This window comes from Rugamonas sp. FW305-51 (genome assembly GCF_058786935.1).
Window position 1 is genome coordinate 1 of sequence record NZ_JBYSZG010000039.1, and the last position, 26,919, is coordinate 26,919.

22 protein-coding genes, 1 tRNA gene and 1 pseudogene are annotated in these 26,919 nt (G+C 64.5%); 14 read left to right on the forward strand and 10 right to left on the reverse strand.

What is annotated here, in order from left to right:
* A partial coding sequence (locus AC3WOS_RS21855; protein ID WP_492718505.1) for an HD domain-containing phosphohydrolase occupies positions 1-728 on the forward strand: 728 nt, incomplete at its 5' end.
* A gap of 48 nt (positions 729-776) precedes the next feature.
* Here AC3WOS_RS21855 and AC3WOS_RS21860 read toward each other — a convergent pair.
* Entirely contained in the window at positions 777-1,646 is an 870-nt protein-coding gene (locus tag AC3WOS_RS21860; protein WP_492718507.1) for a hypothetical protein, read from the reverse strand.
* An 11-nt stretch (positions 1,647-1,657) separates the two neighbouring features.
* Complete coding sequence (locus tag AC3WOS_RS21865; protein ID WP_492718509.1) at positions 1,658-2,905, reverse strand: ABC transporter substrate-binding protein; 1,248 nt, start codon at positions 2,903-2,905, stop codon at positions 1,658-1,660.
* A gap of 327 nt (positions 2,906-3,232) precedes the next feature.
* On the opposite strand from AC3WOS_RS21865, the gene AC3WOS_RS21870 reads away from it, so the two are divergent.
* The 5 genes from AC3WOS_RS21870 (at position 3,233) to AC3WOS_RS21890 (ending at position 9,582) form a co-directional block, all read left to right on the forward strand.
* Positions 3,233-5,212, forward strand: a complete 1,980-nt coding sequence (locus AC3WOS_RS21870) for a DUF6351 family protein (RefSeq protein WP_492718511.1) — start codon at positions 3,233-3,235, stop codon at positions 5,210-5,212.
* A 272-nt stretch (positions 5,213-5,484) separates the two neighbouring features.
* Entirely contained in the window at positions 5,485-6,213 is a 729-nt protein-coding gene (locus tag AC3WOS_RS21875) for a substrate-binding periplasmic protein (protein WP_492718513.1), read from the forward strand.
* A gap of 389 nt (positions 6,214-6,602) precedes the next feature.
* Positions 6,603-8,801, forward strand: coding sequence for a TonB-dependent receptor (locus AC3WOS_RS21880; protein ID WP_492718514.1), 2,199 nt, complete (start codon positions 6,603-6,605; stop codon positions 8,799-8,801).
* 90 nt (positions 8,802-8,891) lie between these two features.
* Positions 8,892-8,967: transfer RNA gene (locus AC3WOS_RS21885), tRNA-Asn, on the forward strand.
* Between the two features lie 402 nt (positions 8,968-9,369).
* Positions 9,370-9,582: a BrnA antitoxin family protein gene (locus AC3WOS_RS21890; protein ID WP_492718586.1), complete on the forward strand. Its 213-nt coding sequence runs from the start codon at positions 9,370-9,372 to the stop codon at positions 9,580-9,582.
* A gap of 63 nt (positions 9,583-9,645) precedes the next feature.
* Here AC3WOS_RS21890 and AC3WOS_RS21895 read toward each other — a convergent pair whose 3' ends face one another.
* Complete coding sequence (locus AC3WOS_RS21895; protein ID WP_492718516.1) at positions 9,646-10,149, reverse strand: hypothetical protein; 504 nt, start codon at positions 10,147-10,149, stop codon at positions 9,646-9,648.
* 138 nt (positions 10,150-10,287) lie between these two features.
* Positions 10,288-10,722 carry an IS1096 element passenger TnpR family protein gene (locus tag AC3WOS_RS21900; RefSeq protein WP_492718517.1) on the reverse strand — a complete coding sequence of 145 codons (435 nt, stop codon included), beginning with the start codon at positions 10,720-10,722 and terminating at the stop codon, positions 10,288-10,290.
* Between the two features lie 219 nt (positions 10,723-10,941).
* On the opposite strand from AC3WOS_RS21900, the gene AC3WOS_RS21905 reads away from it, so the two are divergent.
* The 5 genes from AC3WOS_RS21905 (at position 10,942) to AC3WOS_RS21925 (ending at position 14,209) form a co-directional block, all read left to right on the forward strand.
* A complete protein-coding gene (locus AC3WOS_RS21905; protein WP_492718519.1) occupies positions 10,942-11,640 on the forward strand; it encodes a cupin domain-containing protein in 699 nt (232 codons plus the stop codon).
* Positions 11,641-11,800: 160 nt separating this feature from the next.
* On the forward strand, positions 11,801-12,106 hold the full coding sequence (locus tag AC3WOS_RS21910) for a putative quinol monooxygenase (protein WP_492718521.1): 306 nt from the start codon (positions 11,801-11,803) through the stop codon (positions 12,104-12,106).
* Positions 12,107-12,115: 9 nt separating this feature from the next.
* Positions 12,116-12,994 (forward strand): sigma-70 family RNA polymerase sigma factor, encoded by an 879-nt coding sequence (locus AC3WOS_RS21915; protein WP_492718522.1) that lies wholly within the window; start codon positions 12,116-12,118, stop codon positions 12,992-12,994.
* Between the two features lie 248 nt (positions 12,995-13,242).
* Positions 13,243-13,494 carry a hypothetical protein gene (locus AC3WOS_RS21920; RefSeq protein WP_492718524.1) on the forward strand — a complete coding sequence of 84 codons (252 nt, stop codon included), beginning with the start codon at positions 13,243-13,245 and terminating at the stop codon, positions 13,492-13,494.
* A gap of 31 nt (positions 13,495-13,525) precedes the next feature.
* Positions 13,526-14,209 carry a DUF3334 family protein gene (locus AC3WOS_RS21925; protein WP_492718525.1) on the forward strand — a complete coding sequence of 228 codons (684 nt, stop codon included), beginning with the start codon at positions 13,526-13,528 and terminating at the stop codon, positions 14,207-14,209.
* Between the two features lie 120 nt (positions 14,210-14,329).
* Here AC3WOS_RS21925 and AC3WOS_RS21930 read toward each other — a convergent pair whose 3' ends face one another.
* Positions 14,330-15,100 carry a hypothetical protein gene (locus AC3WOS_RS21930; RefSeq protein WP_492718527.1) on the reverse strand — a complete coding sequence of 257 codons (771 nt, stop codon included), beginning with the start codon at positions 15,098-15,100 and terminating at the stop codon, positions 14,330-14,332.
* 127 nt (positions 15,101-15,227) lie between these two features.
* On the opposite strand from AC3WOS_RS21930, the gene AC3WOS_RS21935 reads away from it, so the two are divergent.
* Complete coding sequence (locus tag AC3WOS_RS21935; RefSeq protein ID WP_492718529.1) at positions 15,228-16,070, forward strand: M15 family metallopeptidase; 843 nt, start codon at positions 15,228-15,230, stop codon at positions 16,068-16,070.
* Positions 16,071-16,181: 111 nt separating this feature from the next.
* Positions 16,182-18,680 (forward strand): annotated as a pseudogene (gene tssM, locus AC3WOS_RS21940) (type VI secretion system membrane subunit TssM); the annotation flags it as partial.
* A gap of 126 nt (positions 18,681-18,806) precedes the next feature.
* Here the strand turns inward: tssM and AC3WOS_RS21945 are convergent.
* Positions 18,807-19,475 carry a PEP-CTERM sorting domain-containing protein gene (locus tag AC3WOS_RS21945; protein WP_492718530.1) on the reverse strand — a complete coding sequence of 223 codons (669 nt, stop codon included), beginning with the start codon at positions 19,473-19,475 and terminating at the stop codon, positions 18,807-18,809.
* Between the two features lie 247 nt (positions 19,476-19,722).
* Here AC3WOS_RS21945 and AC3WOS_RS21950 point away from each other — a divergent pair, with 247 nt between their 5' ends.
* Complete coding sequence (locus AC3WOS_RS21950) at positions 19,723-20,385, forward strand: tRNA-uridine aminocarboxypropyltransferase (RefSeq protein ID WP_492718532.1); 663 nt, start codon at positions 19,723-19,725, stop codon at positions 20,383-20,385.
* Between the two features lie 59 nt (positions 20,386-20,444).
* Here AC3WOS_RS21950 and AC3WOS_RS21955 read toward each other — a convergent pair whose 3' ends face one another.
* From AC3WOS_RS21955 to AC3WOS_RS21970, 4 genes are all read right to left on the reverse strand, one after another.
* Entirely contained in the window at positions 20,445-23,384 is a 2,940-nt protein-coding gene (locus AC3WOS_RS21955) for an Hsp70 family protein (protein WP_492718533.1), read from the reverse strand.
* 2 nt (positions 23,385-23,386) lie between these two features.
* Complete coding sequence (locus AC3WOS_RS21960; protein WP_492718534.1) at positions 23,387-25,240, reverse strand: Hsp70 family protein; 1,854 nt, start codon at positions 25,238-25,240, stop codon at positions 23,387-23,389.
* Positions 25,237-25,794, reverse strand: a complete 558-nt coding sequence (locus tag AC3WOS_RS21965; RefSeq protein ID WP_492718536.1) for a DUF2760 domain-containing protein — start codon at positions 25,792-25,794, stop codon at positions 25,237-25,239. The genes AC3WOS_RS21960 and AC3WOS_RS21965 overlap by 4 nt, the downstream gene beginning before the upstream one ends.
* Positions 25,795-26,317: 523 nt before the next feature.
* Positions 26,318-26,710 carry a hypothetical protein gene (locus AC3WOS_RS21970; RefSeq protein WP_492718537.1) on the reverse strand — a complete coding sequence of 131 codons (393 nt, stop codon included), beginning with the start codon at positions 26,708-26,710 and terminating at the stop codon, positions 26,318-26,320.
* Between the last annotated feature and the right edge of the window lie 209 nt (positions 26,711-26,919).

The window sequence follows — 26,919 nt, forward strand, 5'->3', positions numbered from 1 at the left end:
GGCGGGCGGTGGGCGAACATCACGAGCGTTACGACGGCACCGGCTATCCGCGCCAGACGGCCGGCAGCGACATCAGTGCAGCGGGCCAGGCCGTCTCCGTGGCCGAGCTGATCGCCGGCCTGTTGCTCAAGGATAGGCCGCTGGAACGTGCCGAGCTGGCGCTGAAAATCATCCCGGGCGAGCATGCGCCCGACCTGCTGTCGGCCATTTCCGGCGCGTTGCGCCTGGTGAGCGCGGAAGCGGGCGCCGCCGATCCGGCCGCGGCCGGCCCCGATGGGGAAACGGTGGAACGGCTGTTCTGGCGCATTTCCGCTATTCTCGAGACGGGCCGCGGCTTGCTCGACGGTCCCGCCGTCAAGTCGCCGCGCACCCGCCAATTGCTGGCTGGCGCGCTCGATCGTGTCAAGCACGTCCAACGTGCATTCATCGGCACCGGACTTGATGCCTACCTGGGATCGCGCGGCGACTTGGGCGGTGGCGCGGACGGCAGGCTGTTGTTCGAAAAGGAAACGGCCACCCGCGAAATCCAATGGCGTTTGCGCGATATCGCCCGCGACCTGGCGTTGCGCTGTACGGCACCGGACGAGCGCCCCATTTTCGCGGCGCTGATCAAGCTGCTCGACGACGAGCAGGCTGCCGCCGTCACCCAGCGCGGCAACGGCGCGGCGCCGGCATACGCCTGCCCGCCGCCCGTCAGCCAGCCCAGCGTGCGGCGCATGGGGGCATAAGCGCACGGGGACCGGCATGGCCCATCCGCCTGCCGTCGCGCCGGCCGGCTAAGGGACGTAAAAATAGGCTTTCGGGATTTGGCGAAAGGACGGCGTCAGGTAGGGATTGTCGAGCCCGATGACGGTCCGTTGCTTCAGGCTGGCCCGTTGCAGGCTGGTGTGGAAACGTTCATCCTGGTCGAAAAAGCGCAGCAGGCTGCCGTCGGCGAACGCCTTTTGCAATCCGCTCAGGATCGCGTCGCGCAACTGGATGTCGCCTTTGCGGACAAAGAACAAACGGCTGAACGGATACTGCAGCACCAGATGCGGCTCGACGACAACGTCGGGCGCCAGCGCGCGGTAGCGTTCAAGCAGCATGTATGCCTCGTCGGCGCCCAGCGGATAGAAATCGATGCGTCTGGCGTTGACCATCCGGAACAGCGATTCGAATTCGGCCGTGCGCACGTGGATGCCGGCCGCCGTCAGTATCTTGCTGTCGGCCCAGCCTGGCCCCTGGCCGGCCGTCATCCGGCGCAGCTCGTCCAGGCTCTGGATGGACGCGAAGTCCTGCTGCGCATCCTTGTGAATGAGCAGCAAACGAAAGCCGCTCAGGCCGCGGTCGATGGGAAAGTAGACGGCATCGAAGCGGGCTTCGAATTCGGTGCTGGTGCCCGCGTCGAACACGGAAATGTCTCCCTGCTCGAGCAGGTAGCGGGCACGCTCCTGGTTCATCTTGGGCACCGACATCGACAGCGCGAACGGCACGCCCGATTTTTTCAGCGCCAATTCCAGCAGCTTGAAGCCGTAATCATCGGGCGGCCGCTCTTCGATGCGGGGATAGATCACCTGCAATGTGGCCCACACCGGCGCGACCCAGGCGCCGGCCAGCAGCAGGCAGGAGGCGGCCAGCCAGCGCCGCACGCGGGGCCAGGCTGGCATCTGCCGGCCCCTTACTTGTTGGCGGCCACGGCGGCCGCCAACTGCTTGGCCGCCTCGGCCGGCGACTTGCCGGAATCGAAGAATTTCGCCACCACGTCGATCGCCGCCGCCTTGGCCTTGTCGCGCATGGCGTGGCCGTGGGCAAAGCTGCCGACCATGGTGTTGTTCTTGAGCGCGGCCTTCATGTCGTTCATCGATTTCTTGCCGCAGTCGTCGAAGCTGTCCATCGCCACGTCGGTGCGGGCCGGGATCGATCCTTTGACGAGGTTGAACTTTTCCTGGAAGCTCTTGTCCATCACGGCGCTCGCCAGCGCGGCCTGGCCGGCCATCTGCTTGTCACCCACTTTCAGGAAGCCGAACTGGTCGGCATTGAAGATGAAGCTGCCTTCGGTGCCCGGGTACTGGAAGCACAGGAAGTCCTGGTTGGGCTTCATCTTGCCTTTCTCGAACTCGCCCTTGGCCCAGTCGCCCATGATCTGCATGGCCGCCTTCTTGTGGTAGATCATCGAGGTGGCGATGTTCCAGTCGCGCCCCACATAGGCCGGATCGACCATGGTGCGCAGCTTCTGCAGTTGCTCGAACGCTTTTTCCATGGTCTTGCCCGACAGCGCCTTGGGATCGAGGTCGATTAAGGCTTCCTTGTAGAATTTGGGTCCGCCGGCCGACATGACGGCGCTGTCGAACAGGGTGGCATCCTGCCAGGGCTGGCCGCCGTGGGCCAGCGGGATGTAGCCGGCCTTGCGTATCTTGTCGGCCATGGCGACCAGTTCGTCGAAGCTCTTCGGCGGCGTCAGTTTGAGTTCATCGAAGATGGCCTTGTTGGCCCAGATCCAGTTGGTGCGGTGGATGTTGACGGGGGCGGCCACCCAATGCCCCTTGAACTTGGAAAACTTCTGCAGCGGCACCGGCACCAGCTTGTCCCAACCTTCGGCCGCGGCGACGGCGTCCACGTTGCCCAGCATGCCTTCTTCCGCGTATTCGGTGATGGAGTAGCCCAGCATCTGCATCGCATCGGGTGGCGTGCCGGCGGCCACGCGCGCGCGCAGGGCGGCGCGGGCATTGTCGCCGCCACCGCCGGCCACGGCGCTGTCCTTCCAGTTGAAGCCCCGTTTGACGACGTCGTCCTTGAGTACCTTGAGGGCCGCCCCCTCGCTGCCCGAGGTCCACCAGTGGACCACTTCGACGGACTTGTCCTGGGCCTGGATGGTGCCGCTCATCAGCAGCAGCGCCGCCAGTGCGATAGCATGAGGATGCTTCATCGATGTTTCTCCCGCGTCTCGTTGTAGGAATATTGCCAGGCCAAAGTGCCGGCGGCGTGGTGATACCAGCAATCAACATACGCCTATCCTGCCAGGCGCTCAACGCCGAACAGGGTATCGGGCCGCGTCTGTTGCTGGGGGGCGACGCCTGCCGTGTATGCCAGCGCTACCGCGCGACCGGCGGTTCGCCCATTGCCAACGGCACATTGCCTGTCAGGCAATACATCGCGCTATACTGGTAGCCAGATCGGTGCTGGCTGGCCCCGGGCATGTATCCCCGTTGGGGCGGCGCCGCTGGCTGCTGCGATACCTGACCGGGAGAAAACCATGCGACGCTGGAGTTGGTGGATCGTGTCTTTCGTCCTGGCGGCCCAGTGCCAGGCCGCGCCGGGCGACGCGCCGGCGCAGCAGTTCCCCTTCATCTGCCGCGCCCAGGAGGCGGGCCTGGGCCCGCCCATTGTCGACAGTTTCGACGGCACGGGCCATCCTGTGCTCAATCCCGCCGACCACGTGCCGTTCGGCTACAGCCGGCAGTGCGGCATCGCGCCGCGACTCGCCTACTTCTATTTCACGGGCAGCGAATTCAAGCCCTTCGCGCCGGCCACCGGCTATGCCCATCCGCCGGCCGACATGCAGCGCGTGCAATACAGCGGCGCCAGCGTGCCCTTCGTGGTGCGGGTTGAAGTGGGCACCATCAACCGCTTCTTCTACACCATCGCCATGCTGGCGCCGTCGCCCGAACCGGCCGCGCCGGCCTGGAACGGCAAGCTGCTGTACTGGTTGCGGGGCGGGGTAGGCATAGGCCACCAGCAGGGCTTGCCCATGTGGATCAACGGCGCGCTGAGCCGTTCGGAGCGGCAGCTGCTGCCCGCCATCCTGGAACAGGGCTTTGCCATACTCAGTTCATCGGGCAACGAGACTGGCGTGCATTACAACATGCGGCTGGCGGGCGACACGGCCGTCAAGGTCAAGCAGCACTTTATCGCCACTTACGGCCAGCCTGCGTACACGATCGCCGTGGGCGGCTCGGGCGGGGCGGTCCAGCAATACCTGTTCGCGCAGAATCTGCCGGGGCTGTTCGATGGCGGCGTGCCCATCCAGTCCTTCCCGGACATGGTCACCCAGACCATTCCCATCGCCGACTGCCCGTTGCTGGGACAATATTTCAAGGAGGCCGTGGCCAACGATGCCGGCTCGCCGTGGGCGCGCTGGAGCGCGCAGTCGCTGATCGAGGGCATGAACGCGAGCGATACAGTGCGCAACGCCCAGACCGGCCAGCCGGGCACGACCGAGTGCATCAACGGCTGGCGCATGGCCATGCCCACGGTGCTCAATCCGCTGTACCGGGATCGCCGCTTCGACCTCGGCGCCCGTGCCTACGGCTATCCCGACGGGGTCCTTGACCGCGTGAAGTGGACGCACTGGAACGACCTGGCCGATATTTATGGCGTGGACGCGCACGGCTATGCGCCGATTCCGATCGATAACGTGGGCGTGCAATACGGCTTGGCCGCGCTCGCGGCGGGGAAAATCGACACCGATGAATTCCTGCGCCTGAACGCCTGCGTGGGCGCCTGGAAGGAGCAGGGCGACTTTGTGGCGTGGAAGGGAGCGGACGACCCGTTCGACGCGGCCAACATACGACGGGGCGAGCGTTGCCGCTTCCCGGACGGCACGCCGGCCCCGCGCCGGAGCGGTGACCTGGATGCCATCCGGCTGGCCTACACGGCCGGCCAAGTGTTCAGCGGCCAGCGGCTGGACATTCCCATGATCGACCTGCGTCCCTATCTGGAGGCGACACTGGACATGCATAACGCCCGCCAATCGTTCGCCGTACGGGCGCGCCTGCTGGCGCACCGTCCCGCGCAGGCAGCCCGGCAGGTGATCTGGTTCGTGCGGCCCGAGGCGGAGCTGGCGCCCGTCGTCCTGGAGGCGGTCGGCGTCATCGACCGCTACCTGGCCCAGCACCAGGCGCCGGCACAGTTCACCGACCGCTGCATGGATGGCCATGGCGCCACCATCGCCGCCGGCCCCGCCGTCTGGGACGGGATACTCAACGATCATGCGCCTGGCGCCTGTACCCAAGCCTTCCCTATTTTCGCCAGTCCACGCATGGTGGCCGGCGAATCGATCCGGGGCGATACCTTCAAGTGCGCCCTCAAGCCGCTGGCCACCGCCCTGGCCGATGGCAGCTATCCGCCCGCCGTCCATTTTTCAGCCGGGCAGCAGGCGTGGCTGGCCCGGATCTTCCCGCAGGGCGTGTGCGATTACAGGCAGGGCGACGTGGGGCGGCCCGCAGCCCGGTAGCACCGGCGTGCCGGCAATGGCACGGGTAGATGTTGCTTCATTGCTATTTTAGTGGGTTGGTGGATAGTTTTTGCTGTATATTTGGAAAGTCGCCCGCCCATCCTGTGATGCCGCGGATCTGCGATGCGGCCCCGTCCTTGCCGAATTTCCCACTGCCGTCCGCGCGCTGCCGCGCCCGGGAGTGGGCGGCAATAGTGCTGGCGGGGGAACCGTGGCTGGACGGAGAGTGGATTATGTGGAACCGGTTGTACCGTAGGGGCTTGGCGTTTGCCGTGTGCGTCCTGCTGCTGGCCTTGCCGCTGGCGGGCAGCGCCGCCAGCCAGGCGCCCGTGCGGCTGGTGGTGGGCGAATTACCGCCATTCGCCATGGAGAACGGCGAATTCGCGCCGGGCTCGCTGGTGGAAATCACCCAGGAACTGGCGAAACGCCTGGGCCTGGCTACCCCCGTCGAATTCTTTCCCTGGCAACGGGCGTTGAAGATGACGGAAGGCATGTCGCGCGTAGTGGTGCTGCCGCTCACCCGCACGCCCGAGCGCGAGCCGCGCTACCGCTGGCTGACCCGCTTGTATCGCCAGGACTTCGTGTTCGTGGCCCGCCACGGCACGCTCGACCTGCGCAACATCCAGGCCTTGAAGTCGCGCCGCATTGCCGTCCTGCGCGGCTCGCCCCACAAGGAAGTGCTGGCCGCCGAGCATTTCACGGCCGTGTTCGAATGCACGACCGTGCGCGAGTGCATGCGCATGGTCCAGACCGGCCTGGCCGATGCCACCTATGGCGGCGAGGTAATCCATCGCAGCGCGGCCAACCTGTCCGGCAATGCCGTGTCGGATTTTGACTACAGTGCGCCTTTCCGGTCCGGCGAAATCTGGCTGGCCGGCTCGCTCGATTTTTCCGATGCCGACATCGCCCAATGGCAGGCGGCCATGAAGGCCATGCGCAACGACGGCAGCTGCGCCCGCATCCTGCGCAAGTACGGCCTGCCGCTCGATACTTGCAAATAACTTCATATTAATCAAAAGCTTAGCTTGCATTGCCGGGCCGTGCCCAACGGTCTCGGCCTTTTCGCGTTTGGGGCGCGTTTTGTTTTGTCCGGCCCCGCCTGGACGGCAATTTCTACCAATTGAGCGGCCCCTCGGTATATTGCACTTGCAATACCAGGTATCAATGCAAGACAATACTGCCTTTCTGCAAGTCGGTGCATTCTAGACATCATTGAGATGCGGATCAGACCTGTCACCGCTCACGAGGCGAAGTGGCTGGCTGCTCCAGGCTCACCGAAAGCGGCACAGCCCGCTTGCGCCGTTCCCCCGGGAGCGGTGTCGACAAAAGAGAGAACAGGAGACAACTGTTAACCCCTCTTGCAACGATCATATTTAAATCGGGAAATTGAATGACCAAAATGTCCAAGATGCACAAGCGCCTGCTGGCGCTGGGTGCCGTCATGCCTATGGGCGCCGCCGTGGCGCAAACCGCACCGGCCGCAGCCGACGTGCCCCAGCTGGAAACGATCACCGTGACGGCCCAGCGCCGCACCGAAAACATCAAGGATGTGCCGGTATCGGTATCGACCTTGAAAGACGAGCGGCTGGACGTGCTGGTCTCGGGCGGCCAGGATATCCGCCTGCTGGCCGGCAAGGTGCCTAGCCTGAACGTGGAATCGTCGAACGGCCGCACCTTCCCCCGCTTCTACATCCGCGGCTACGGCAACACCGACTTCAGCACCTTCGCCTCGCAACCGGTGTCGCTCATTTATGACGACGTGGTGCAGGAAAACGGCATCCTGAAAGGCTTCCCGATCTTCGACGTGGCCGGCGTGGAAGTGCTGCGCGGCCCGCAAGGCACCCTGTTCGGCCGCAACACCCCGGCCGGCGTGGTCAAGTTCGAATCCGAAAAGCCCAACACCAAGGGCATCGAAGGCTATTACAACCTGTCGCTGGCGACGCACAATACGGCCAACGTGGAAGCGGCCGCCAATATCCCGCTGTCGAAGGAATGGGCGATGCGCGTATCGACCCTGCGCCAGCACCGCGACAACTTCGTCGACAACACCTTCACGGGCCAGAACGACGTGATGGAAGGCTACAACGAGCACGCCGAACGCGTGCAGTTCCTGTACCAGCCGGGCGCCGCCTTCAACGCCCTGTTCAACGTGCACTCGCGCACCACCGATGGCAGCGCCCGCCTGTTCCGCGCCAACATCATCAAGAAGGGCACCAACGACTTCGCCGACGGTTACGACTTCACCAAGATCAACACCAACGGCCAGAACGCGCAAAGCCTGAGCACCAACGGCGCCAATGCCCGCCTGACGTGGGACCTGGGCAGCGTCAAGCTGTTCTCCGTCACCGCCTACGAAGGCGTGGACAACTACTTCAGCCGCGGCGACATCGACGGCGGCGCGCCGAACGGCCCCGGCCTGGTGCCATTCCAGGTTGAAACGGGCGGCGGTCTGACCGACCTCAAGCAGTACAGCCAGGAATTCCGCGTCGAATCGAAGAACGCCGGTCCCCTGAACTGGCAGTCGGGCGTGTACTTCTTCCAGGAAGACGCCAACGGCTACAGCAACAACTTCAACAGCACCACGGGCGCCCAGACCTCGCACCTGGCCAGCCACCAGAAGAACACCGCGTGGGCCGCGTTCGGTTCCGTCAACTACGCCGTGACCGACGCCTTCATGCTGCGCGGCGGCCTGCGCTACACGGACGACAAGAAGGACTTCAACACCGTCGAGGCCGTCAACGTGACCCAGATCGGTCCCAAATCGGTCAGCGAAAGCAAGAGCAAGGTCAACTGGGACTTGAGCGGCACCTACAAGCTGAACAAGGACGTCAACCTCTATGGCCGCGTTGCCACCGGCTTCCGTGCGCCGAGTATTGCCGCCGCCAACAGCTCGGTGCCGATCACCGTGGCCGATGCGGAAACCATCGTCTCGTACGAAGCGGGCATCAAGGCCGACCTGTTCAACCGACGCGCCCGCGCGTCGCTGAGCGTGTACGACTACGACGTGAAGAACCAGCAGCTGACCGTGGTGGGCGGCAATTCGAATGTGACCAAGCTGATCAATGCAGCCAAGACCAAGGGCCACGGCGTCGAAGCGGAGTTCGAGGCTTTCATCACCGGCGACTTCAAGGTCACCGCTGGCGGCAGCTACAACTTCACCGAGATCAAGGACCCGTCGCTGGCCGTGAACAAGTGCGGCCAGTGCACGATTACCGATCCGATCAATGCGGCCGGCCGCGTCGTCATCGACGGCAACCCGCTGCCGCAGGCGCCGAAGTGGACCCTGAACGCCACGGCCAAGTACAACTGGGCGCTGGCCGACGGCAACCTGTTCGTGCTGACCGACTGGTCGTATCGCAGCAAGATCAACTTCTTCCTGTACGAGAGCAAGGAGTTCACGGGCAAGCCACTGCTGGAAGGCGGCCTGCGCGTGGGTTACAACTGGGATGGCGGCAAGTATGAAGTGGCAGCATTCGGCCGCAACATCACCAACACCAAGCGCATCATCGGCGCCATCGACTTCAACAACCTGACCGGCATGGTCAACGAACCGCGCCAGTTCGGCGTGCAGTTCAAGGGCAACTTCTAAGCCTTGAGCGACGGGCGGAAGGAGGGCGGTGAAAATTTTTCGCCGCCTTCTGGACAGCCCGAAAATGGCCGTATATAATGCGGCCTCTTTTCCCTGATAGCTCAGTTGGTAGAGCGACGGACTGTTAATCCGCAGGTCCCTGGTTCGAGTCCAGGTCGGGGAGCCAGAATTCAGCATGCAGAAAGCCCAGCCTTAACCGGTTGGGCTTTTTGCATTTCAGAGGCCTCATTTATTTGCGCATAAGGGGGCGGCGGTCCTTTGGCATCGAGAAGAAGCCCGGCATCAATTTTGATTTTCCTCAGGCAGCGCGAAGCGTTTCGCTGATGGCCCCGTCTTAATTAAACGTACTAACAAATTTTCCTTGTTGGCCTATTTTTTTGTAAATACACTTAAATAAGTAGTTTATTGCATCAGCCGCCCGATCTGGACTGACACAGTGCATGCCGAGTTGATCGATTGTTCCTGTTGAGGTTGAGGGAGAAGTTTGATGAGCAAGCGAACCAAGCGGGCAATTGATCCCGAAATTGTCGAGTTCGAGCAGGCGCTGTTTCGGAGTCTGGAGCAAGCCATGAACGGGGAAGGGCGAGTGAATACCCCACAACAGATCGCGGCCCGTCGTGGCCGCCCGCTCGGGAGCGTCAAGGCCCGGCCCAAGGTGCCCACCACCATACGTTTCGATCAGGACGTTCTCGATGCGCTCAAGGCGAGCGGGCGCGGATGGCAAACCCGCGTGAACGATGCCGTGCGGGAGTGGCTGGTCCGACAATCCAAGACGGACTGACGCTAGAGTGCGAAACAGCGTTAGCAGTGTTTGACGCGGCTCCACGAACCACCGGTTTGGCGCCTATTTGGCCCGCTTCCGCATTGGGACGTGCGCGATGCAATTGACGACGTTCATCGTGGACAGGAGAACGTACTTGTCGCTTTCGAGTGGGGCGACGCTGGCGAGCCACCGCGTGGTTTCCGTACTCACGTAGGCCAGCAAGGCCGGCTCGGGATGCCCGGCGGCGTACTGTTGCTGAGCTTGTTGAACCTGCGAAGGATGCATGCCTTCGCTGAACTGGACGACGGCGCTGTAACGGGTCGCTTGCCGATCCATTTCGTCTTCGGAAATTCGGGGCCATGACAAGCCCGATTCCTTCATGGCTTGGAAGCAGACGAACAGCAGCTCGAGCGCAAACTCGACCCTTGCCATCGATACGCCCATTCTTGGCAGGGCGAGCGCCGTGCCGAGTAAGGTCGGCTGCGTGCGGAACATTTCGTCGACCAGCGCTTCCTTCTGTGACGTGCTCATGGCGTGGACCGTTTTGATGGCCTTGGCCAGCACCTCGGTTGATATTCTGCTCATGCCAGCTCCTGGTCGATCGGCAGATCGCCACGCTCGGTGTAGCGCACCAGCCTGGACCAATACTTGTCCAGCTAGGGCAGCGCTATTCCCGGCGGGGCAGTTGAAAAATGGGGTTTATGGAACGCTTACTTTTGATCTCTAATCGTCGGGGCCATACTCCAATGGCTTCGCGCCTTCCTGCGAAACGAGATAGGGGTACTCGCGGCCTTCCAAGGGGGGAGTCTCCTTGCCTTTTTTGACGATCTCGAAGCACCACGAGGCCCCGAAATCGTAGGCGTAATACATTTTCTTATTCCGGTCCAGCGGGTAGATATCGCATAGACGGAGATCCAGCGTGGCGCTATCGTCGTCATCCCAAGCGCCATCGGCCGTGAAGTAGAGCTTCTTGCCGCGCAAGCTATTGGCCAGGTAAAACTCGGACAGGTGATCGCCGTCGAATTCGACCACGTCAAGAATGCATGACGCCAGCTCATCAAGGGTCGCGTCCGCTGGCATGTCGAGGACGAACTGAAACGCCTCCGTCAAGTATCGGCCAGTGAGGCAGGTGATCGAAATCGTATAGATTTTTTGCATGAGTGTATTGCGGCGTCTTGAAAAACCGAGTATGCGCCATACCGTGTTTTCCTCGACGGCTATCTACGCGCGGTTTGGACGGCGTGCAGAATATCATTTTTTTCGAGCATGTCACTAAATCGGGAGCGCGGAATTTTAGTTGTACAGAATCAAGAGGCCGCCCGGTCGGGAGCGTCAAGGCCTTTTCAGGAGAATCGCCTGTTCGGCGACTGAGCGAGTATGCTATGCATCATCACAATGCCTGATCGGACGGGCGATTTCCTGCGCCCGCCGTATTCGTCAATGCGCTGCGGACTTGATGCGGTGTTTGCCGATGATATTGATCGAATTTCAGCACTGCTACATTGCCGGCTAGCCGGCCGCTTATCAAGTATGGGCGAGCGTACCGGAGCCGATGCTCGTGCTGTCACTTTTTGGGGCCCCAATACCATCAGGAGTAAACGCAAAATGAAGAATACAATATTTGCCTTATCCGTCGGTGTCGTGGTTGCTGGTTTGGGCTTATCCGCAAGTTGGGCTGATCCGATGCAGCACTTAATGGTCGTGCCGGCTGACCTGAAGTGGGCGGACGTCTCGTCACTTCCTCCCGGCGCGAAAATCGCCGTGATCGAGGGCCCCATGAACGAGGCGGTGCCATTTACCGCGCGCATCAAGTTGCCCGCAAACTATGAAATTCCAGCCCACTGGCATCCCGTCATTGAACACGTTACAGTGATTTCCGGCACGTTTAACATGGGAATGGGCGACAAGCTTGATGCGTCGAAGACCAAACCATTGTCGCCGGGCAGCGTTGCCATCATGCAGCCCAAGACCAACCATTTTGCCTGGACCAAGGACGAAACGGTCGTTCAGATTCATGGCATGGGGCCGTGGGGTATTAACTATGTCAATCCGATGGATGATCCCCGAAAAAAATAGCTGTGCACGCCGTTCCGCGGGGAGCCTGAATGCCGCGAGCAAAAGCCCAGCCTTCACCGGCTGGGCTTTTTGTTCGGAAGAAAATTTCTCCAGTCGCGATCCGTTTGCCTGCGCCGCTTCGTCTTTAGTGTGTCCATCAATTTGAAAAGGGAGACACTCCATGAAAACCGAACCTGCCGTCCTCGTCAATGTACTCAAGGTCGAACCTGGCAACCAGGCAGCGCTGATTGCGCTCTTGAAACAGAACATCGATACCGTCGTCAGAACGCTGGCCGGCTGGCGTGGCAGCCGCTTGATCGCCGCCAGCGACGGCGCCAGCGTTATCATCTATTCCGAATGGGATGCGCCCGGCGCTGTCGAGGCCATGCGGGCCGATCCACGGATGCAAGCCTATTTTCCCCGCATCCGCGAACTGGCGAGCTTCGACTCGACGCTGGGCGAGACAGTCTTCAGCGACATTCAATGAGGAGGAACGATGACCAACGCGACGCCCGCCATGCGAGAGGATGACTTTGAGCGCCGCCTGCAGGAGCTCAGGCCGCGGCTGCACCGTTACTGCGCGCGCATGACCGGCTCGGTCGTGGACGGCGAGGATGTGCTGCAAGATACGCTGATCAAGGCCTTGCATGCGCGGGCGGACGGCGTGGTGGTGGACAACCTGGGCGGCTGGTTGCTGCGTATCGCCCACAATACGAGCCTGGATTTCCTGCGCCGGCGTGCCCGCCACAACATCGTTCCGCTCACCGACGACATGGAAGACGCCACGCTGCCCGAGGCGGACATCGTCATGGTCGGCTTCCAGACCTTCCTGCAACTGCCGGAACTGCAACGCTGCGCCGTGATCCTCAAGGACGTGCTTGGCCATTCGGTCGAAGAGATTGCGACCATCGCCGCATGCACGCCGGCGGCGGCCAAGTCCGCGTTGCAGCGGGGGCGCGCGGCGCTGCGGCAACTGATCAAGCAGCCGCGCGATGCGCGGCTGCCGCTCATGCCGGATGCCGGCCGGGAAAAAATGACGACCTACGTGCACCTGTTCCAAAGCGGCGATTTCGATGCGATCCGCGCCATGCTTGCCGATGATGTCAGGCTCGACCTGGTGAACCGCCTCAAACTGGAGGGGCGCACAAGCATCGGCCGCTATTTCACGCGCTATGCCGAGGAGAACAAGTGGCGTTTCGCCTTCGGCGCCGTGGAGGGACGGCCGGCGATGCTGGTGTTCGACCATGCCGGTGCCATGGTGCAGCCCGCCCATTTTGTTTTGCTCGAATGGCAGGACGGGCGAATCTCGATGATCCGCGACTTTCTGTTTGCGCCTTATGCGATGGAAACCCTCGACTGGGTGCGCCTGGCCTGATGCCGCTGTGTTGCCGATCGTCAGCCCGTGGCAGTTCTGCCGTTGGACATTGCCCCGGCATGCCAAAAACCCAGCCCCAACAGGCTGGGTTTTTCGCTTGGACACGCCGGGAAAACGACAATTACCTGCCAGCCGTTAAATACGGTGGACGGGAAAGTTGCATTTCAGTATTCTCTTGGTATCCAGGCGGGCGAGGGCGTCCGCCTGGCCAGCACTGTGGCCGGACTGGACGCGCAGAGGGAGGCGAGATGCAGATCACCGACGTGGGACCCGTAACGGCGATGCCGGTGGACGACTTGTCCGCCAAACAAGACATTTCTGACGCAGCCCTCCTGGCGGCGCGCCGCGTGCGCGCGCTGGAGCGGGCTGTGTGCGATTTGCGCAGCAGCCTGGCCGGCGCGCCCGGCGCGGCCATGGACGATACGGAACGGCGGGCGCAGATCGCTCGCCTGCTGAGCGAGGTCACTTTGTTTCGCATAGCGCTGGCTGATAGAGCATAATGCTCAAATAATAATGGAAGGGGCCTAGGCCATGGAAGAAACACAAATCGTATACGGTACGGAGGATTTGCTGACCAGTCTGTGCAATTCGGTCACGCGCGTACTGGGCATTGCTACACAAACCAAGGTGCATTACTCGGCCATGGTGCAACGGATTACCAAGGTGGGCCTGAAGCCCGACATCGGCTGCTTCGTTTTGTTCGACGGCGGTTTCACGGGCCTGGTGGTGCTGAATTTCTCGGCCGACACGGCGATGGAGATCTATTCGCGCTACATGTTGCACATGGGGATGCCCAAGTCCGAACTGGCCGGTTCCCACACGTCGGACGAAGTGTCGAACATCCTGGGCGAACTGATGAACCAGATCGTCGGCGATTTCACGGGCAAGGTGCGGCGCGAGCTGCAGACCAATATCACCCAGAACCAGCCCAAGATGCTGGTGCTGAACAAGCAGGTCATGCTGAGCGTCGATACGCCGCTGGACCGGCCGGAAATGCGCCGCGTGTCGTTCTACACTGAAAAGGGCAATGTGTTCTACCTGGAACTGGCGATCGACCGTACCGAGTTCGTGCGCCTGTATGAATTCGATGCGAACGAGGCGCCCGATCCGGATGCCTTGCTGGCGTTCGAGCAAGAGAACCAGGCGGCCGAATCGGCGCCCGTGACGTCGGCCGACGAAGACAACGATGAACTGCTGAAGTCGCTGGGCATGTAAGCCAGCGGGGCGCGCTGCGTCCCACCGGATCGGATTAGTCCATGAGGCCCGCGAGCGATTGCGGGCCTTTTGCATGGGCGCGTGGAGCAGGCTGTCTTCTGAATTGGCTGGGCGACCCGTTCAACGGCTGGGCGCGCGGCAGGCCGGATCGTTTTCCCAGCGGCCGGAGCAGATGCGTGAACGGCACAGCATGCCTTCGATCAGGCCCAGTTGTTTGCAGCGGCGCAGCAGTTCGGCCGTATTGTCGCCGTCGGTGCGCTCGACGATATCGCGGCTGCGTTCCGCGGTGACGACGGCTGTTTGGTTGGCGTGCGCCACCAAGGCCGCGAGCAAGGTGACATCCGTATCGCTCGGCGCCACGGGGAGGGCCGCAGTCGCTTTCCGGGCGTGTGCCGGTCCGATGCCTGCAGTCTTGGCTACCGTCTTCGCCGGGCGCCCGGCCAGCGTACCGGCAACTCCTGCTTCGCTCCCGGCAGGCTTGCCGGACTGCTGTGATAGCGCCGCGCCCTGCGGGTCGGCACGCCGTACGATCTCCACCTGGACTGGCCCATCGTTGATGATGGCTGCCGCCTGGCTGGCGGCAGGCAGGGTGGTTGGCGCCGCTGTGGCATGGGTGAAAATGGTGTCGCTCCTGGCTGCGCCAACGCTGGGAGGTGCGTCATCCTGATGCGCTACGGTCTTGACCGCCGACTGGTGCACCACCCACGCCAGCACCGTCATCGCCAGCAGCAGGATGCACAGGCCCATGGTCCAGCCATTCAACTTCCAGCGGGCCACTCTTTCCTGTTCCAGCGTCAGGGCGCCATGCTCCAGGCTGGCGAGGATGCGCCGCGTGCCTTCGTGCGCCTTGCGTTTGGCCGTCACCAACGTCGGTTTGTTCTGCGTCTCCAAAATACCACCCCCGAATTTGATCTAGCGTTCGATGAAGTTTTCTGGGCGGCCTACGATGGGACGATCCCGGCATGGCCGCTAGTTAGTGTCCGATCAGCGCCAGCCGCCTGTATTGACGGAGCGCACGATGTTTCTTCTTTCCATGCTGATCTTCTTTTTGCTGGTCTGCGCCGGCGCCTGGCTGTCGCTGTTTCCCGCCGGCCGCGATCTGGCCCGCCAGTCGCTGGCTTACGTGGGACAGTGGACGGGGCGGCGCTTGCAGCGCGCGGGGCAGCGCGGCAGCCACGGCGCCGGAACGCTGGCCGACGGCACCGCGACGGCGCTGCGGTCGGGCGGCCGGCTGCTGCGCCGCCACTGGCTGACCCTGCTGGCCGCTGCCGTGCTGGTGACGGTGCCGCCCATGCTGGCCTGGATGGTGAGCGGACGCGGCATGCTGGGGGGCTTTGATGGCGGCAGCAGCAGCGAAGTGAACGCCCAGGTGGCGGAGCTGCTGCAGGGAGAACAGCTGGCCCCGCCCGCACCGCTGCCGCCTGTTACCTTCACCACGGCCGAGGTGGCGCAGGTGCGGCCCATGCTCGACAGTGCCAACCGCAACTGGCGCCTGCTCGACGCCGAGTTCGCCCAGCGCCTGCTGCTGGTGTTCAGGATCATGCGCGAGCGCCACGGCTACGACATGGCTATCCTGGAAGGTTACCGCAGCCCAGAGCGCCAGAACCAGCTGGCGGCCGCCGGTTCCAGCGTGACCAATGCCAAGGCTTTCCAGAGCTATCACCAGTTCGGCCTGGCGGCGGACTGCGCCTTCCTGCGCGACGGCAAGTTGCTCATCTCCGAGAAAGATCCGTGGGCCATGCGCGGCTACCGGCTGTATGGGGAGGCGGCCGAATCGGTCGGCCTGCATTGGGGCGGGCGCTGGACCATGATGGACCTGGGCCATACGGAGCTGCGCGTGCCGGGCACGGTGAGGAAATAGGCGGACGCGGCGCTATCGTTGTTCCCGCTCAAATAAGCGCCGGGGCAGCAGTGGCAACATGGCTCGGTCTGCCCGCATCCTCCTTCACCCTAACCTGGCGGTCCGCTCATGATGCGAAAAATCTGGTACTTTCTCACCGATGGCCGCAGCTTGAGCGTCGTCGGTTTTGTGGCGATGGCGCTACTGCTGTTCGGCGGCGCGGCGCTGCTGGAACTGGCCATGGCGTGGGCGGCGGTGGCGCTGGTCGCCGCGGTGTTGGGCGTCGTTACCTGGCGCTGGTTGCGCCGCCGCCACGCCCGGCGCGAATCGGAAAAGCTGGGCGATGCCATCGGCGCCGAGGCGGCAGCCAGCGCGGCCGACGCGTCCGTCGACTTCCGCGCCGACGGGCCGTCTCGCGCGGAAGTCGACGGCATCCGCGACAGCATGCTGAAGGCCATCGCCACCATCAAGGGTTCCAAGATGGGCATGGTGTCGGGCGCGCGGGCACTGTACGAGTTGCCGTGGTATATGATTATCGGCAATCCAGCGGCCGGCAAGAGCAGCGCCATCACCCACTCCGGCCTGCAGTTCCCTGTGGCGGACGGCCATATCGTGCAGGGCGTGGGCGGCACCCGCAATTGCGACTGGTTCTTTACCACCGACGGCATCCTGCTCGATACGGCGGGGCGCTATGCCGTGGTCGACCAGCACCGCGAGGAATGGTTCGGCTTTCTCGACCTGCTGAAGAAGTACCGCAAGCGCGCGCCCATCAACGGCATCATCATCGCCGTCAGCATCGCCGAGCTGCGGGGCGACGATCCGGAAACGGGCATCAAGCTGGCGCACAGCCTGCGCAAGCGGGTGCAGGACCTGATCGAACGGCTGGAAGTGTTCGCGCCCGTGTACGTCGTTTTCACCAAGGTGGACCTGATCGCCGGTTTCGGCGAGTTCTTCGCCAAGACGGAGCGCAGCGAGCGCGAGCGCGTGTGGGGCGCCACCATGCCCTACAAACGCAAGATCACCAGCCAGCAGCTGCTGGCATTCTTCGACCAGGGCTTCGACGAATTGTGCGATGGCCTCAAGGAAATGAGCCTGGCCAACATGGCCATGCAGCGGCGCGAACGGATGCCGGCCGGCGTGTTCACCTTCCCGCTGGAGTTTGCCACCATCCGTCCTTCGCTGCGGGCGTTCCTGGCTACTTTGTTCGAGGAAAATCCGTTCCAGTTCAAGCCCGTGTTTCGCGGCTTCTATTTCACCAGCGCCCTGCAGGAGGGGCAGCCGGTCAGCGCGCAATCGGAGCACATTGCCAAGCGCTTTGCGCTGCAGTTGCCTGCCACGCAGCCGGTCACGTACAGCGGCCAGACCGGTTACTTCCTGCTCAACCTGTTCCGCAAGGTGATCTTTGCGGACAAGGAACTGGTGGCCCAGTACGCCAGCAAGAGCAAGATGCAGATCAAGTACGGCGTGTTCTTCGCCTCCACCATCCTGCTGGGTGCCTCCCTGGGCGGGTGGAGCTGGTCTTACCTGGGCAACCGGCAGCTGGTCAGCAATGTGCAGGCCGACCTGGACAAAGTCATCAAGCTGCAGGACCAGCGGCTCGATCTGCAGTCGCGGCTGGAAGCGCTCGACATCTTGCAGGACCGCATTGAACAATTGGACAGCTACCGCAAGCACCGGCCATGGTCGCTGCGCATGGGGCTGTATCAGGGCGAGCTGCTGGACCGCAAGCTGCGCGAGGAATATTTTTCCGGGGTGAAGGAAGTGATGCTCAGGCCCGTCGCCGCCAATCTGGAAGCGCTGCTGGCGGAAATGAACGCCAATGCCGACCAGCTGCAAGCCGTCACCCGGCCCGCGCCGGACGGGCGTGAGGGGGCAGGCGCTGCTGCCGGGGCCGCTGCGGGCGCACCTGTCGGCGTAGCAGCGAAACCGTCGGCCGGCCAGGCCGTCACGCCAGCCGCCGGCCAGCCTGCCGTTCAGGGCGCCATCCCGCGCCCGGCGGCCACGCAGCCCTACCTGGACGCCTCGCCTACCAATGTCGAGGATGCCTACAACGCCCTGAAAACCTATCTGATGTTGGCCGACAAGTCGCACGCCGAGCCCAGCCACCTGAACGACCAGCTGACCCGCTACTGGCGCGGCTGGCTGGAAAGCAACCGCGGCGCCATGCCGCGCGAGCAGATGATACGCAGCGCCGAGCGGCTGATGACGTTCTACCTGGCCCAGATCAACGACCCGTCCTGGCCGCGGGTGGAAGAAAAGCTGGCGCTGGTGGACCAGGCCCGCGACAACCTGCGCCGCGTGGTGCACGGCATGCCGGCGCGCGAGCGCGTGTACGCCGACATCCGCGCCCGCGCCGCCACCCGCTTCCCCACCATGACGGTGGCGCGTATCGTGGGCGAACAGGACCAGGCGCTGGTGGCCGGCAGCCACGCCGTGTCCGGCGCCTTCACCCGCGAGGCGTGGGAAAAATACGTCGATGGCGCCTTCAAGGAAGCGGCCACCCACGAGCTGCAAAGCGCCGACTGGGTATTGAAGACGGCCGCCAAGGACGACCTGACGCTGGAAGGCAGCCCGGAGCAAATCCAGAAAGGCCTGGTGGACCTGTATCTCGCGGACAAGGCGGCCAGCTGGGGCGAACAGCCGCTGCACCTGTGGCTGCGCGCCGTGGTCAAGGACCCGGTCACGCTGGCCAGCCTGGAAGACTTGCTGGGTGCGGCGGCGTCCGGCGCCGGGGACTAACTGCGAGCTAACCGCGGGCTAACCGCGGCGGCGTGCGGCGGCCACGGCGATGCCGGCCAGGCCAAGCAACAGCATGGCGCTGCCCGACGGCTCCGGCACGGCCGGGGCGAACGTGGCGTAGCTGGCCGAGATATTGCCCGATCCTGTGGCGGTCAGGTCGTACAGCGCAGTCTTGCCATAGCTGGTGGCCGTGGTATCGAGGAACATGAAATACGACTCCGTGCCCGGCGCCAGGGTGGGGTCGCCCTGCGTGTGGCCGAACAGGTAGTTGACATAGGCGGTGGAAGGCACGCTGAAGTGGTAAGCGGCATCCGGCGCCACCGACCCGAGACCGTCGCTGCGCCAGTTGCCGTTATATTCCGGCGCGATGAAATTCCCCAGCCTGAACGAATTGATATCGGCGGCCGAACTGCGGTCGCTGATGACGCGCCAATAGAAATCGAGCGTACCGTCCACGCTCGAGCGCACCACGCGCGACTGCACGGTGCCGGAGATGGTGCCGCTGCCATTGTTGAATGAGAACGCCTGCACTTCATCCGCCAGCACGACGCCGGCCAGTTGCGGTTCCGCCGCTACCGTGGTGCCGGGCAGGCTGGTGTAAGTGTTGACCGGCAGCGGCACGGCAAGCACCGGCTGCGTCGCGGCCAGCAGGGCGGCCACGGCAAGTAAGCGGGGTAGTGGTTTCATGGATCACCTCCGGATTATTGTTGACGATAGTGCGGTGAAAGCGAGGATTGCGCCTGTTAGGCTCACCCAGTATAAGCAGAGGCATTTGTGATTGCTATTGCATAATTTACATTTTAAGAACTATTTTTCACACAATTTCATTTTTACTATTTGACTGGATTAACAGCTGTTTTTGCAGATATAGATCCGTTACCGCCCGGCCAGTGCGAGCGCCGCTTCGGTACAATGTCGCCTCATGACTATTCCCATGGAACCTGCCGCAACGGGCGGCCAGCGCCGCGCCATATGCGCCGCCTGCCTGCGCGCGCAATCGGCCTGCATCTGCCGCTGGGTGGCCGCGCTGGACAACGTGGTCGACGTATTGATTCTGCAGCACCCGATGGAAGTGGCGAACGCCAAGGGCAGCGCGCGGTTGCTGCATCTGAGCCTGTCACGCAGCCGGCTGGAAGTGGGGGAAACGTTTGCGGCGGATGCCTTGGCCAACTGGTTGACGGCGGACGGCCGCCGCCCGGTGCTGCTGTATCCGGAGACGGTGGAAGCGGGCGGTCCGGCCATGGTCCCGGCGGCCCCGTTCGATCCAGCCTGGCGCGCTCAGCCGGAGCGTCTGCGGTTGGTGGTACTGGACGGCACCTGGCGCAAGAGCCGCAAGATGCTGTACCTGAATCCGGCGCTGCAAGGCTTGCCGCGCCTGCCGCTGCGCGACACGCCGCCATCCCACTATCTGATCCGCAAGGCGCACCTGCCCGACCAGTTGTCGACGCTGGAAGCGACCTGCTACGCGCTGCAGCAGCTGGAGGGCAGGGCGGCCGCCTTCGACCCGCTGATCGCCGCCTTCGACGGCTTCGTCGCGCAGCAGCAAGGTTACAGTGCCGGGGGCAGTGCCAACATTCATACACGGGCTCAGCCTTAGCTATTTCTACGGTCGACCTCGTGCATGAATGTTGGCACTGACCCCCGATGTATTCGGGCTCAGGCGATCAGCTTCAGGCCTGGCGGCAGCGCGTCGCCGAGCAGGCGCTTTTCGTCGGCCTGGTCCAGCTGCACCACTTCGCGCACCATGGCGCTCCAGCCGGCGGGCGCGCCCACGGCGGTCAGGCGGCGCAGGATTTCGGACCGCAGCGTTTCGTCCACGTCGCGCGAGCGGTCGCCTGTCATGCGCGCCAGGTGGGCGGCGGCGTAGCCGGCCGGCTCCACCTTCTTCCAGTCCAGCGCCAGGATCACGGCCAGCCACTGCTCCACGGTGGCGGTGGCCACCACGTCGTGCGCGCTGCCGTGGAAGGGCTGGCGTGCGCCCACGCGGCTCAGGCCCCACAGGTAGCGGGCCTGCGCCGCTTCCGCCTTGGCTGTTGTTTCCGCCTTGGCGCTGCTGCTGCGCGCCGCCGCGCCACCCTTGGCCGCCACGGTGCGTTGCAACGCCGTCGTGGCCTGCTCCAGTTGTCCCAGCATCCAGGCGCCGATTTCCGCCTTGTAGTTGCCGGGGATGCGTTCCAGCGAAGCGCCCAGGCGCAGCATGTCGTCTTCGCTGCCGGTGACCAGCGTGTGCGGACGGCGGCCCCGCTCCTGCGCGTCGGCCTGCACGTTGAAGGCGAAATCGTCGAGGATACGCAGCTGGGCCGTCGCATCCAGCCCGCCGGACACGCGCCGCCACAAGGTCCACCATTCGGCGCAGACCTGGCTGTCCTTGTGATGCTGGGCGCCCGTTTCGAACAGGGCCCACAGCTGTTCGATGCGCCACTCGTCGAGCGCATAGCCGAAGCCGGGACGCAGGCAATAGCCGCCCAGGTTAAGCCACGCGCGCTCATGTTCGGCCGAGCGGCGCCGGCCCTTGGCGCGCGCCAGCAGGGCGTCGAACAGCTGGCGCAGCAGGGGCGTGGCCCACTTTTCGCGGCTACCCAGCACTTGTTCGAGCTGGGTGCGCAGCTGACGCACTTCCTTCAGTTCCACTTGCTGCGCGCGGGCGCCGAAGATGCGGTCTATCTTTTCGATGGCCGCTTCCAGCCCCGGATGCGCGGCACCTTCCGGCTCCTGCGCCTGGCCGGCGCCGGTATCTGGCGCGTTCGCTTCGCGCAGCTGGAACTCCAGCAGCCAGCGCTGGGGCGGCTGGCCGCCATCGTCATCGGCGGCGGCCACACAATGCACTTCCAGCGTGCCCAATTCGCTCAGCGCCGTGGCCAGCTGCACGGGGATTTCCTTGCGCGCGGCGCCGCCGCTGTCGCGCAGCACGGTGGCGATGGGCGGCAGGCGCACGTAGTCGCCCTGGTTCAGATCGACCATGTCGCCGGCCAGCGGCGCGGCGCCCGTTTGCGTGGTGGACGAGGCCAGGTGGAAGCGCACCGGGCGCCCCAGGCGCAGTGCGAAGGTGCGCTCGGACAGCAGCACTTCGCTGCCTTCGGCGCTGCCGCGCGGCAGGATGCAGATGGCGCGGCGCGGCTTGTCGGCGCGCGGTTCCTCGTCCAGCACCAGGAAGTAGCTGCGCGGCGAACCGCCCGTAATGGCGGGCGCCGCGCCGCGCCGGGCCAGTGCGTAGGCCACGCCGCCACGGGCCACGGCCACGTCGGGATTGTCGTTGTGGAGCACGCGCAGCGGCTGGCCGCGCCATTGCGCCAGCGTTGCCTGCAGCCGGCGTGCGAGGGCGTCGGCGCGGAATACGCCGCCGTTGAGCAGCAGCGTGTCGGGAATGGGGATGGTGGCTGTTGCGTCTTCGGCCAAGCCCAGCGCGGCCCGCGCGGCGCCAGCGTGCTGCTGCAGGAAGCTGGCCAGGTGGCGCGTGATGGCCGGATCGCTGGCGTAGGGCAGGCCGAATTCGACGATGGCGGCACGGCCGCGCCGCGCGCCGTCGTCCACGGCGCCCATGGGGAAGAAGCCGTCCACCACCAGCCGCTCCACTTCCTCGCGCGTGAATTCCACCGAGCGGGTGCCGCCGATCAGGCGCGATCCCGCACCCAGCAGCGTGACGGTGGCGCGCTCCGGTGCATCGGCCGCCAGCAGCTGTTCCTTGGCGGCGCGGCAGCGCTCCGTCAGCTGCGCCAGCCGGCCGGCGGACAGGCGCGCTGCGCCCGCAGCGCCGGCCGCCATGCGGCTTTCGGCCAGGTGGGCCAGCGCCAGGTCCATATTGTCGCCGCCCAGGATCAGGTGGTTGCCCACGCCAATACGGCTCAACTGCGGGCTCAATTGCGGCTCGCCGTCGGCCAGCTCCACCTTGATCAGGCTGAAGTCGGTGGTGCCGCCGCCCACGTCGCACACGAGCACGAGGCGGGTGGCGGCCAGTTCTTCATTGAGGGTGGCACGGTGGCGGAACAGCCAGTCGTAAAAGGCGGCCTGCGGTTCTTCCAGCAGGCGTAAGGCGGGCAGGCCGGCCATGCGGGCCGCCTCCAGCGTCAGCGCCCGTGCGCCTTCGTCGAACGAGGCGGGGATGGTCAGTACCAGCTGCTGCCGCTCCAGCGGCTGCTGCGGGAAGCGGGTATTCCACGCGGCCCGCAAGTGGGCCAGGTAGCTGGCGCTGGCCGCCACCGGCGACACGCGCGGCACGCCGTCCTCGGCGCCCCACGGCAGGATGGGCGCCATGCGGTCCACGCCGGGATGGGACAGCCAGCTCTTGGCACTGGCCACCAGCCGGCCCGGCACCTGCGCACCGAGCTGGCGGGCCAGCCGGCCCGTGACCACTTGCGCCAGGCCGGCCACGTCGTCCTGCCGCCATGGCAGCTGCAGATCGCCACCGGCCAGTTCGCCCTCGGCCGGATGGTAGCGCAGCGACGGCAGCAGCGTGCCGGGCGCCACTTCGCCCGGCGCCACCAGCTGCTCGATGTCGAACAGCCGGATCTGCTCCGCTCCGGGCGCGGCGCCCAGTTCGGAGTAAGCCAGCACCGTGTTGGTGGTGCCCAGGTCGATGCTGACGAGGTAGTGCGTCATCGTCAGGCAGCAGCTCCCGCACGCACGTCGAACTCCACCTTCCAGCGCTGGCCGTCATTGGCCACGGCCAGCAGTTCCAGCGTGCCCGATTCGGTGGCCAGCGCGTGCAGCTTGACCTGCACCACGTCGCCCGGCTGGCGGCCTTCCGGCGACAGCGTGGCGGCGATCTCGTTGAGTTCCTGCAGTTCGTCCGGCAGCCAGCTGTCGAGCATGTCGCCGATCTGGTCCTGGCGCCGCACGGTGGAGCCGAAGAAGCGGAACTGCACTGGCTCGCCCACCACCAGGCCGAATTCCTGCGCCGGCAATTCCATCTCCGCGCCTTCCTCCATGCCGAACGGCGCCACGCACAGGGCCTGGATCGGCGGTTCCATGCCGGGGATGGCCGGCATGGCCGACTCGATGGCCACGTAGTAGGAACGGGCCGTGCCGCCGCGGATGCGCACGCCGCTGCCGCGCCGCACGTAGCTGTAGTAGGCCGCGCCGCGCGCCACCGCCAGATCGAGGTCGGCGCCGCCCAGCATGCGGGCCGGTTCCGCGCCCTCCAGGTAGAGCCAGTCGTTGAGGGTGGCCATCACGCGCTGGGCCAGCAGCTCGGACTTGAACACGCCGCCGTTGAACAGCACGGCCGTCGGATGCAGGAAGGTGGCGTCCGCGTTCTGCCGGCCGGCATAGCCTGCCAGCTCCGCCGTCGCGCCGAGCTGGCGCGCCAGGAACGAAGCGAGGTGGCGCGTGATGCCGGCATCCTGCGCATACGGCAGGCCAAGCTGGGTCAGGCCGGCGCGGGTGCGCACGGCCGGCCGGGCCGACGCATCCACGGTGGGGAAGAAGCCGTCCAGGATGAAGGTGCTCACTTCCTCGCGCGTCAGTTCAGTGCGGATCGAGCCACCGATCAGCTTGGAGCCGCGGCTGGGTACGACGATGGGCCAGGTGGCCGCGTCGGCATCGGCCAGCAGCGCTTCCTTGGCGGCGCGGCAGCCGTAGGTCAGGGCCCGCATCTGCCAGGCGTCCAGCGCGGTGCCGTTGGCGGCCAGCTTGCGCGCCACCAGGTGGGCCAGCGCCAGGTCCATGTTGTCGCCGCCCAGCAGGATATGGTCGCCCACGGCCACGCGGTGCGGTTCCAGCACGCCGTCCCGTTCCAGCACGGCGATCAGCGAGAAGTCGCTGGTGCCGCCGCCCACGTCCACCACCAGGATCACGTCGCCCGGCTTGACTTCCTTGCGCCAGCGGCCGGCGCTGCCCTGGATCCAGCTGTACAGGGCGGCCTGCGGTTCTTCCAGCAGCGTGAGCGCGTCGTAGCCGGCGGCGCGGGCCGCGTCGGCCGTCAGTTCGCGCGCGCCCGGATCGAACGAGGCGGGGATGGTGACGGTGACGGCCTGCTCGGCGAACGGCGCTTCCGGGTGGGCCTGGTCCCAGGCCGCGCGCAGGTGCGCCAGGTAGCGGGTCGAGGCGTCGAGCGGCGAGACGCGCGCCACTTCTTCCGGCGCGTCGTTCGGCAGGATGGGGCCGCGGCGGTCCACGCCGGGGTGGCACAGCCAGCTCTTGGCACTGGAGACCAGGCGGATCGGCGTGGTGGCGCCGCGGCTGCGGGCCATCTCGCCTACCACGGCGGTCTGCTCGGCGGCGCTTTGCGCCCAGGGCAGGCTCAGTTCACCGGGCGCCAGTTCGTCCGCGTGCGGCAGGTACAGGAAGGACGGCAGCAGCGGCAGTTCTTCCACCGTGCCGGGCGCCGTCAGCTGGGGCACGGCCAGCACGCCGTGGCTGGTCTGCTCGCCGTCGCTGGCGGCCAGGTCTACATAGGACAGGGCGCTGTGGGTGGTGCCCAGGTCGATGCCGATGGCATAGCGCGGTTCGCTCATAATTCCACCTCCGCCGGGGCCAGCACGCTGGCGTCGTGCGCTTCGGCCAGCTTCGGCAGCAGCACGTTGGTGGCGCGCCAGCCGCGGTGGGACAGGGTGCCGCGGAACGGCGCCTTGCCGACCACGTTGCCCGTCAGGCGCACGGCGCCCGCGTCGAAGCCGTCTTCCAGCACCACGCGGCTGCCTTCGGCCTCGTTGCGCACCGGTTCGATGTGGAAGTGCTCGCGCAGTACCTTGCCGCAGCCTGCGTGCACCACGCGGGCGGCGGCGCCGATGTCGGCGTCGGCATAGGCGCTCAGGTCTTCCTGGGTGAAGTCGATCAGGCGCGCTTCCCGTTGCAGCAGGCTCAGCAGTTGCAGGGCGGCGTCGGGCGTGGCCACGCGCAGCGGCGCGGGGGCAGGCGTTGCGACAGGGGCTGGCGGATAGCTGGCGGCGTCCGTCATGCGCTGCAGGCGACTAGCATAGTCGGCATCGGACAGCGTGTTGATGAAGGCGCTGAAGGCCAGCGGCAGCCGGCTCCAGAACGACAGTTTGGCGGGTGTGGCTTGGGTCATGGGGTGCTCGCATAAGGTAATCATCACGACGCCGCCATGCACCGGGCGGCATCGGGATATGTTGGTGTGTGGGGCTGGGGCGCTACAGGCCCGCCGGCGCAGCAACCGGGGCGCGCGCGGCGTGGGGATGATTTCTCCCCAAGTTTGTTCGCATGATACCAGCTTGCGGGCTGGAACTGCAGAGGCAAGGCCTCCGGCCGGTCCGCCGGCACAGTGGCACGGACGCAGCAAGGGACGGCCATGCAAACCGGCTTCCGATTTGCATTTTACCTGTGGTGATTTGAATTGTCAGGCTAATTGCCGGATAAATCTTTATTCCGTTCCGGCATGCTGAATATGCGCTGTGGTATTGTTTTTGCGAGGCGGAAATAATATTTCCATTGATATTTTATCTGCAACCATTTTATATATTGGACGCGCAATGGCAAAGCCGGCCAGCAATGCGCGGCGCGATCCGCCTGCGCGATTGGGCCAGCTCCGCTAACATCGGTCAGATGTTATTCCCGCGACCGGGATGGTCAAACTAGGGGTTTAAATGCAGGATGCCTCCTTTCTTTTGGGGATACAGCAGGTTGAGGTCCAGGTTACGCAGGCGCACCACCGGATACAGTTCTTCGCCGCCCAGTTCGGTGTCCAGCGTGTCGCCGTTGATGCGCAGCTTCATCACGCGCCGCACCTTGGGCTCGTTGGGGTTGAAGGTGCTCACGGCCACGATGCCGGTGAGCTGGTCGTCGGCGCCGCCGAAGATTTCGCCCTGGTCCGACTCCATCAGGATGAAGCCGTCGCGGAAGGTGAAGTTGGCCGTCTTCCATTCATATTGGCTGAACACGGCGTCGTAGGTGACCGTGATATCCCAGTTGTTGCCCGCGCCGGAAGCCTTGCTTGCCGTGGTTTGAATATTGGTGATGTCTGCCATGGTGTTTCTCCCTTTTATTATTGAATGCGAATAATGAGTTGCAGTATGGATGTTAAAGCGTGTGGCGTCCTCCCTTTTATTGGTTGGTCAAATAAATTAAGTTTCGGAAATTGACGTTGTTTATTAATTCACGTGGTATCGCTTTGTTCTGTGGAAATTATTTCAATTAATTTATTAATATCTTTTAATTTCTTTTCGCCAGTCTAGTG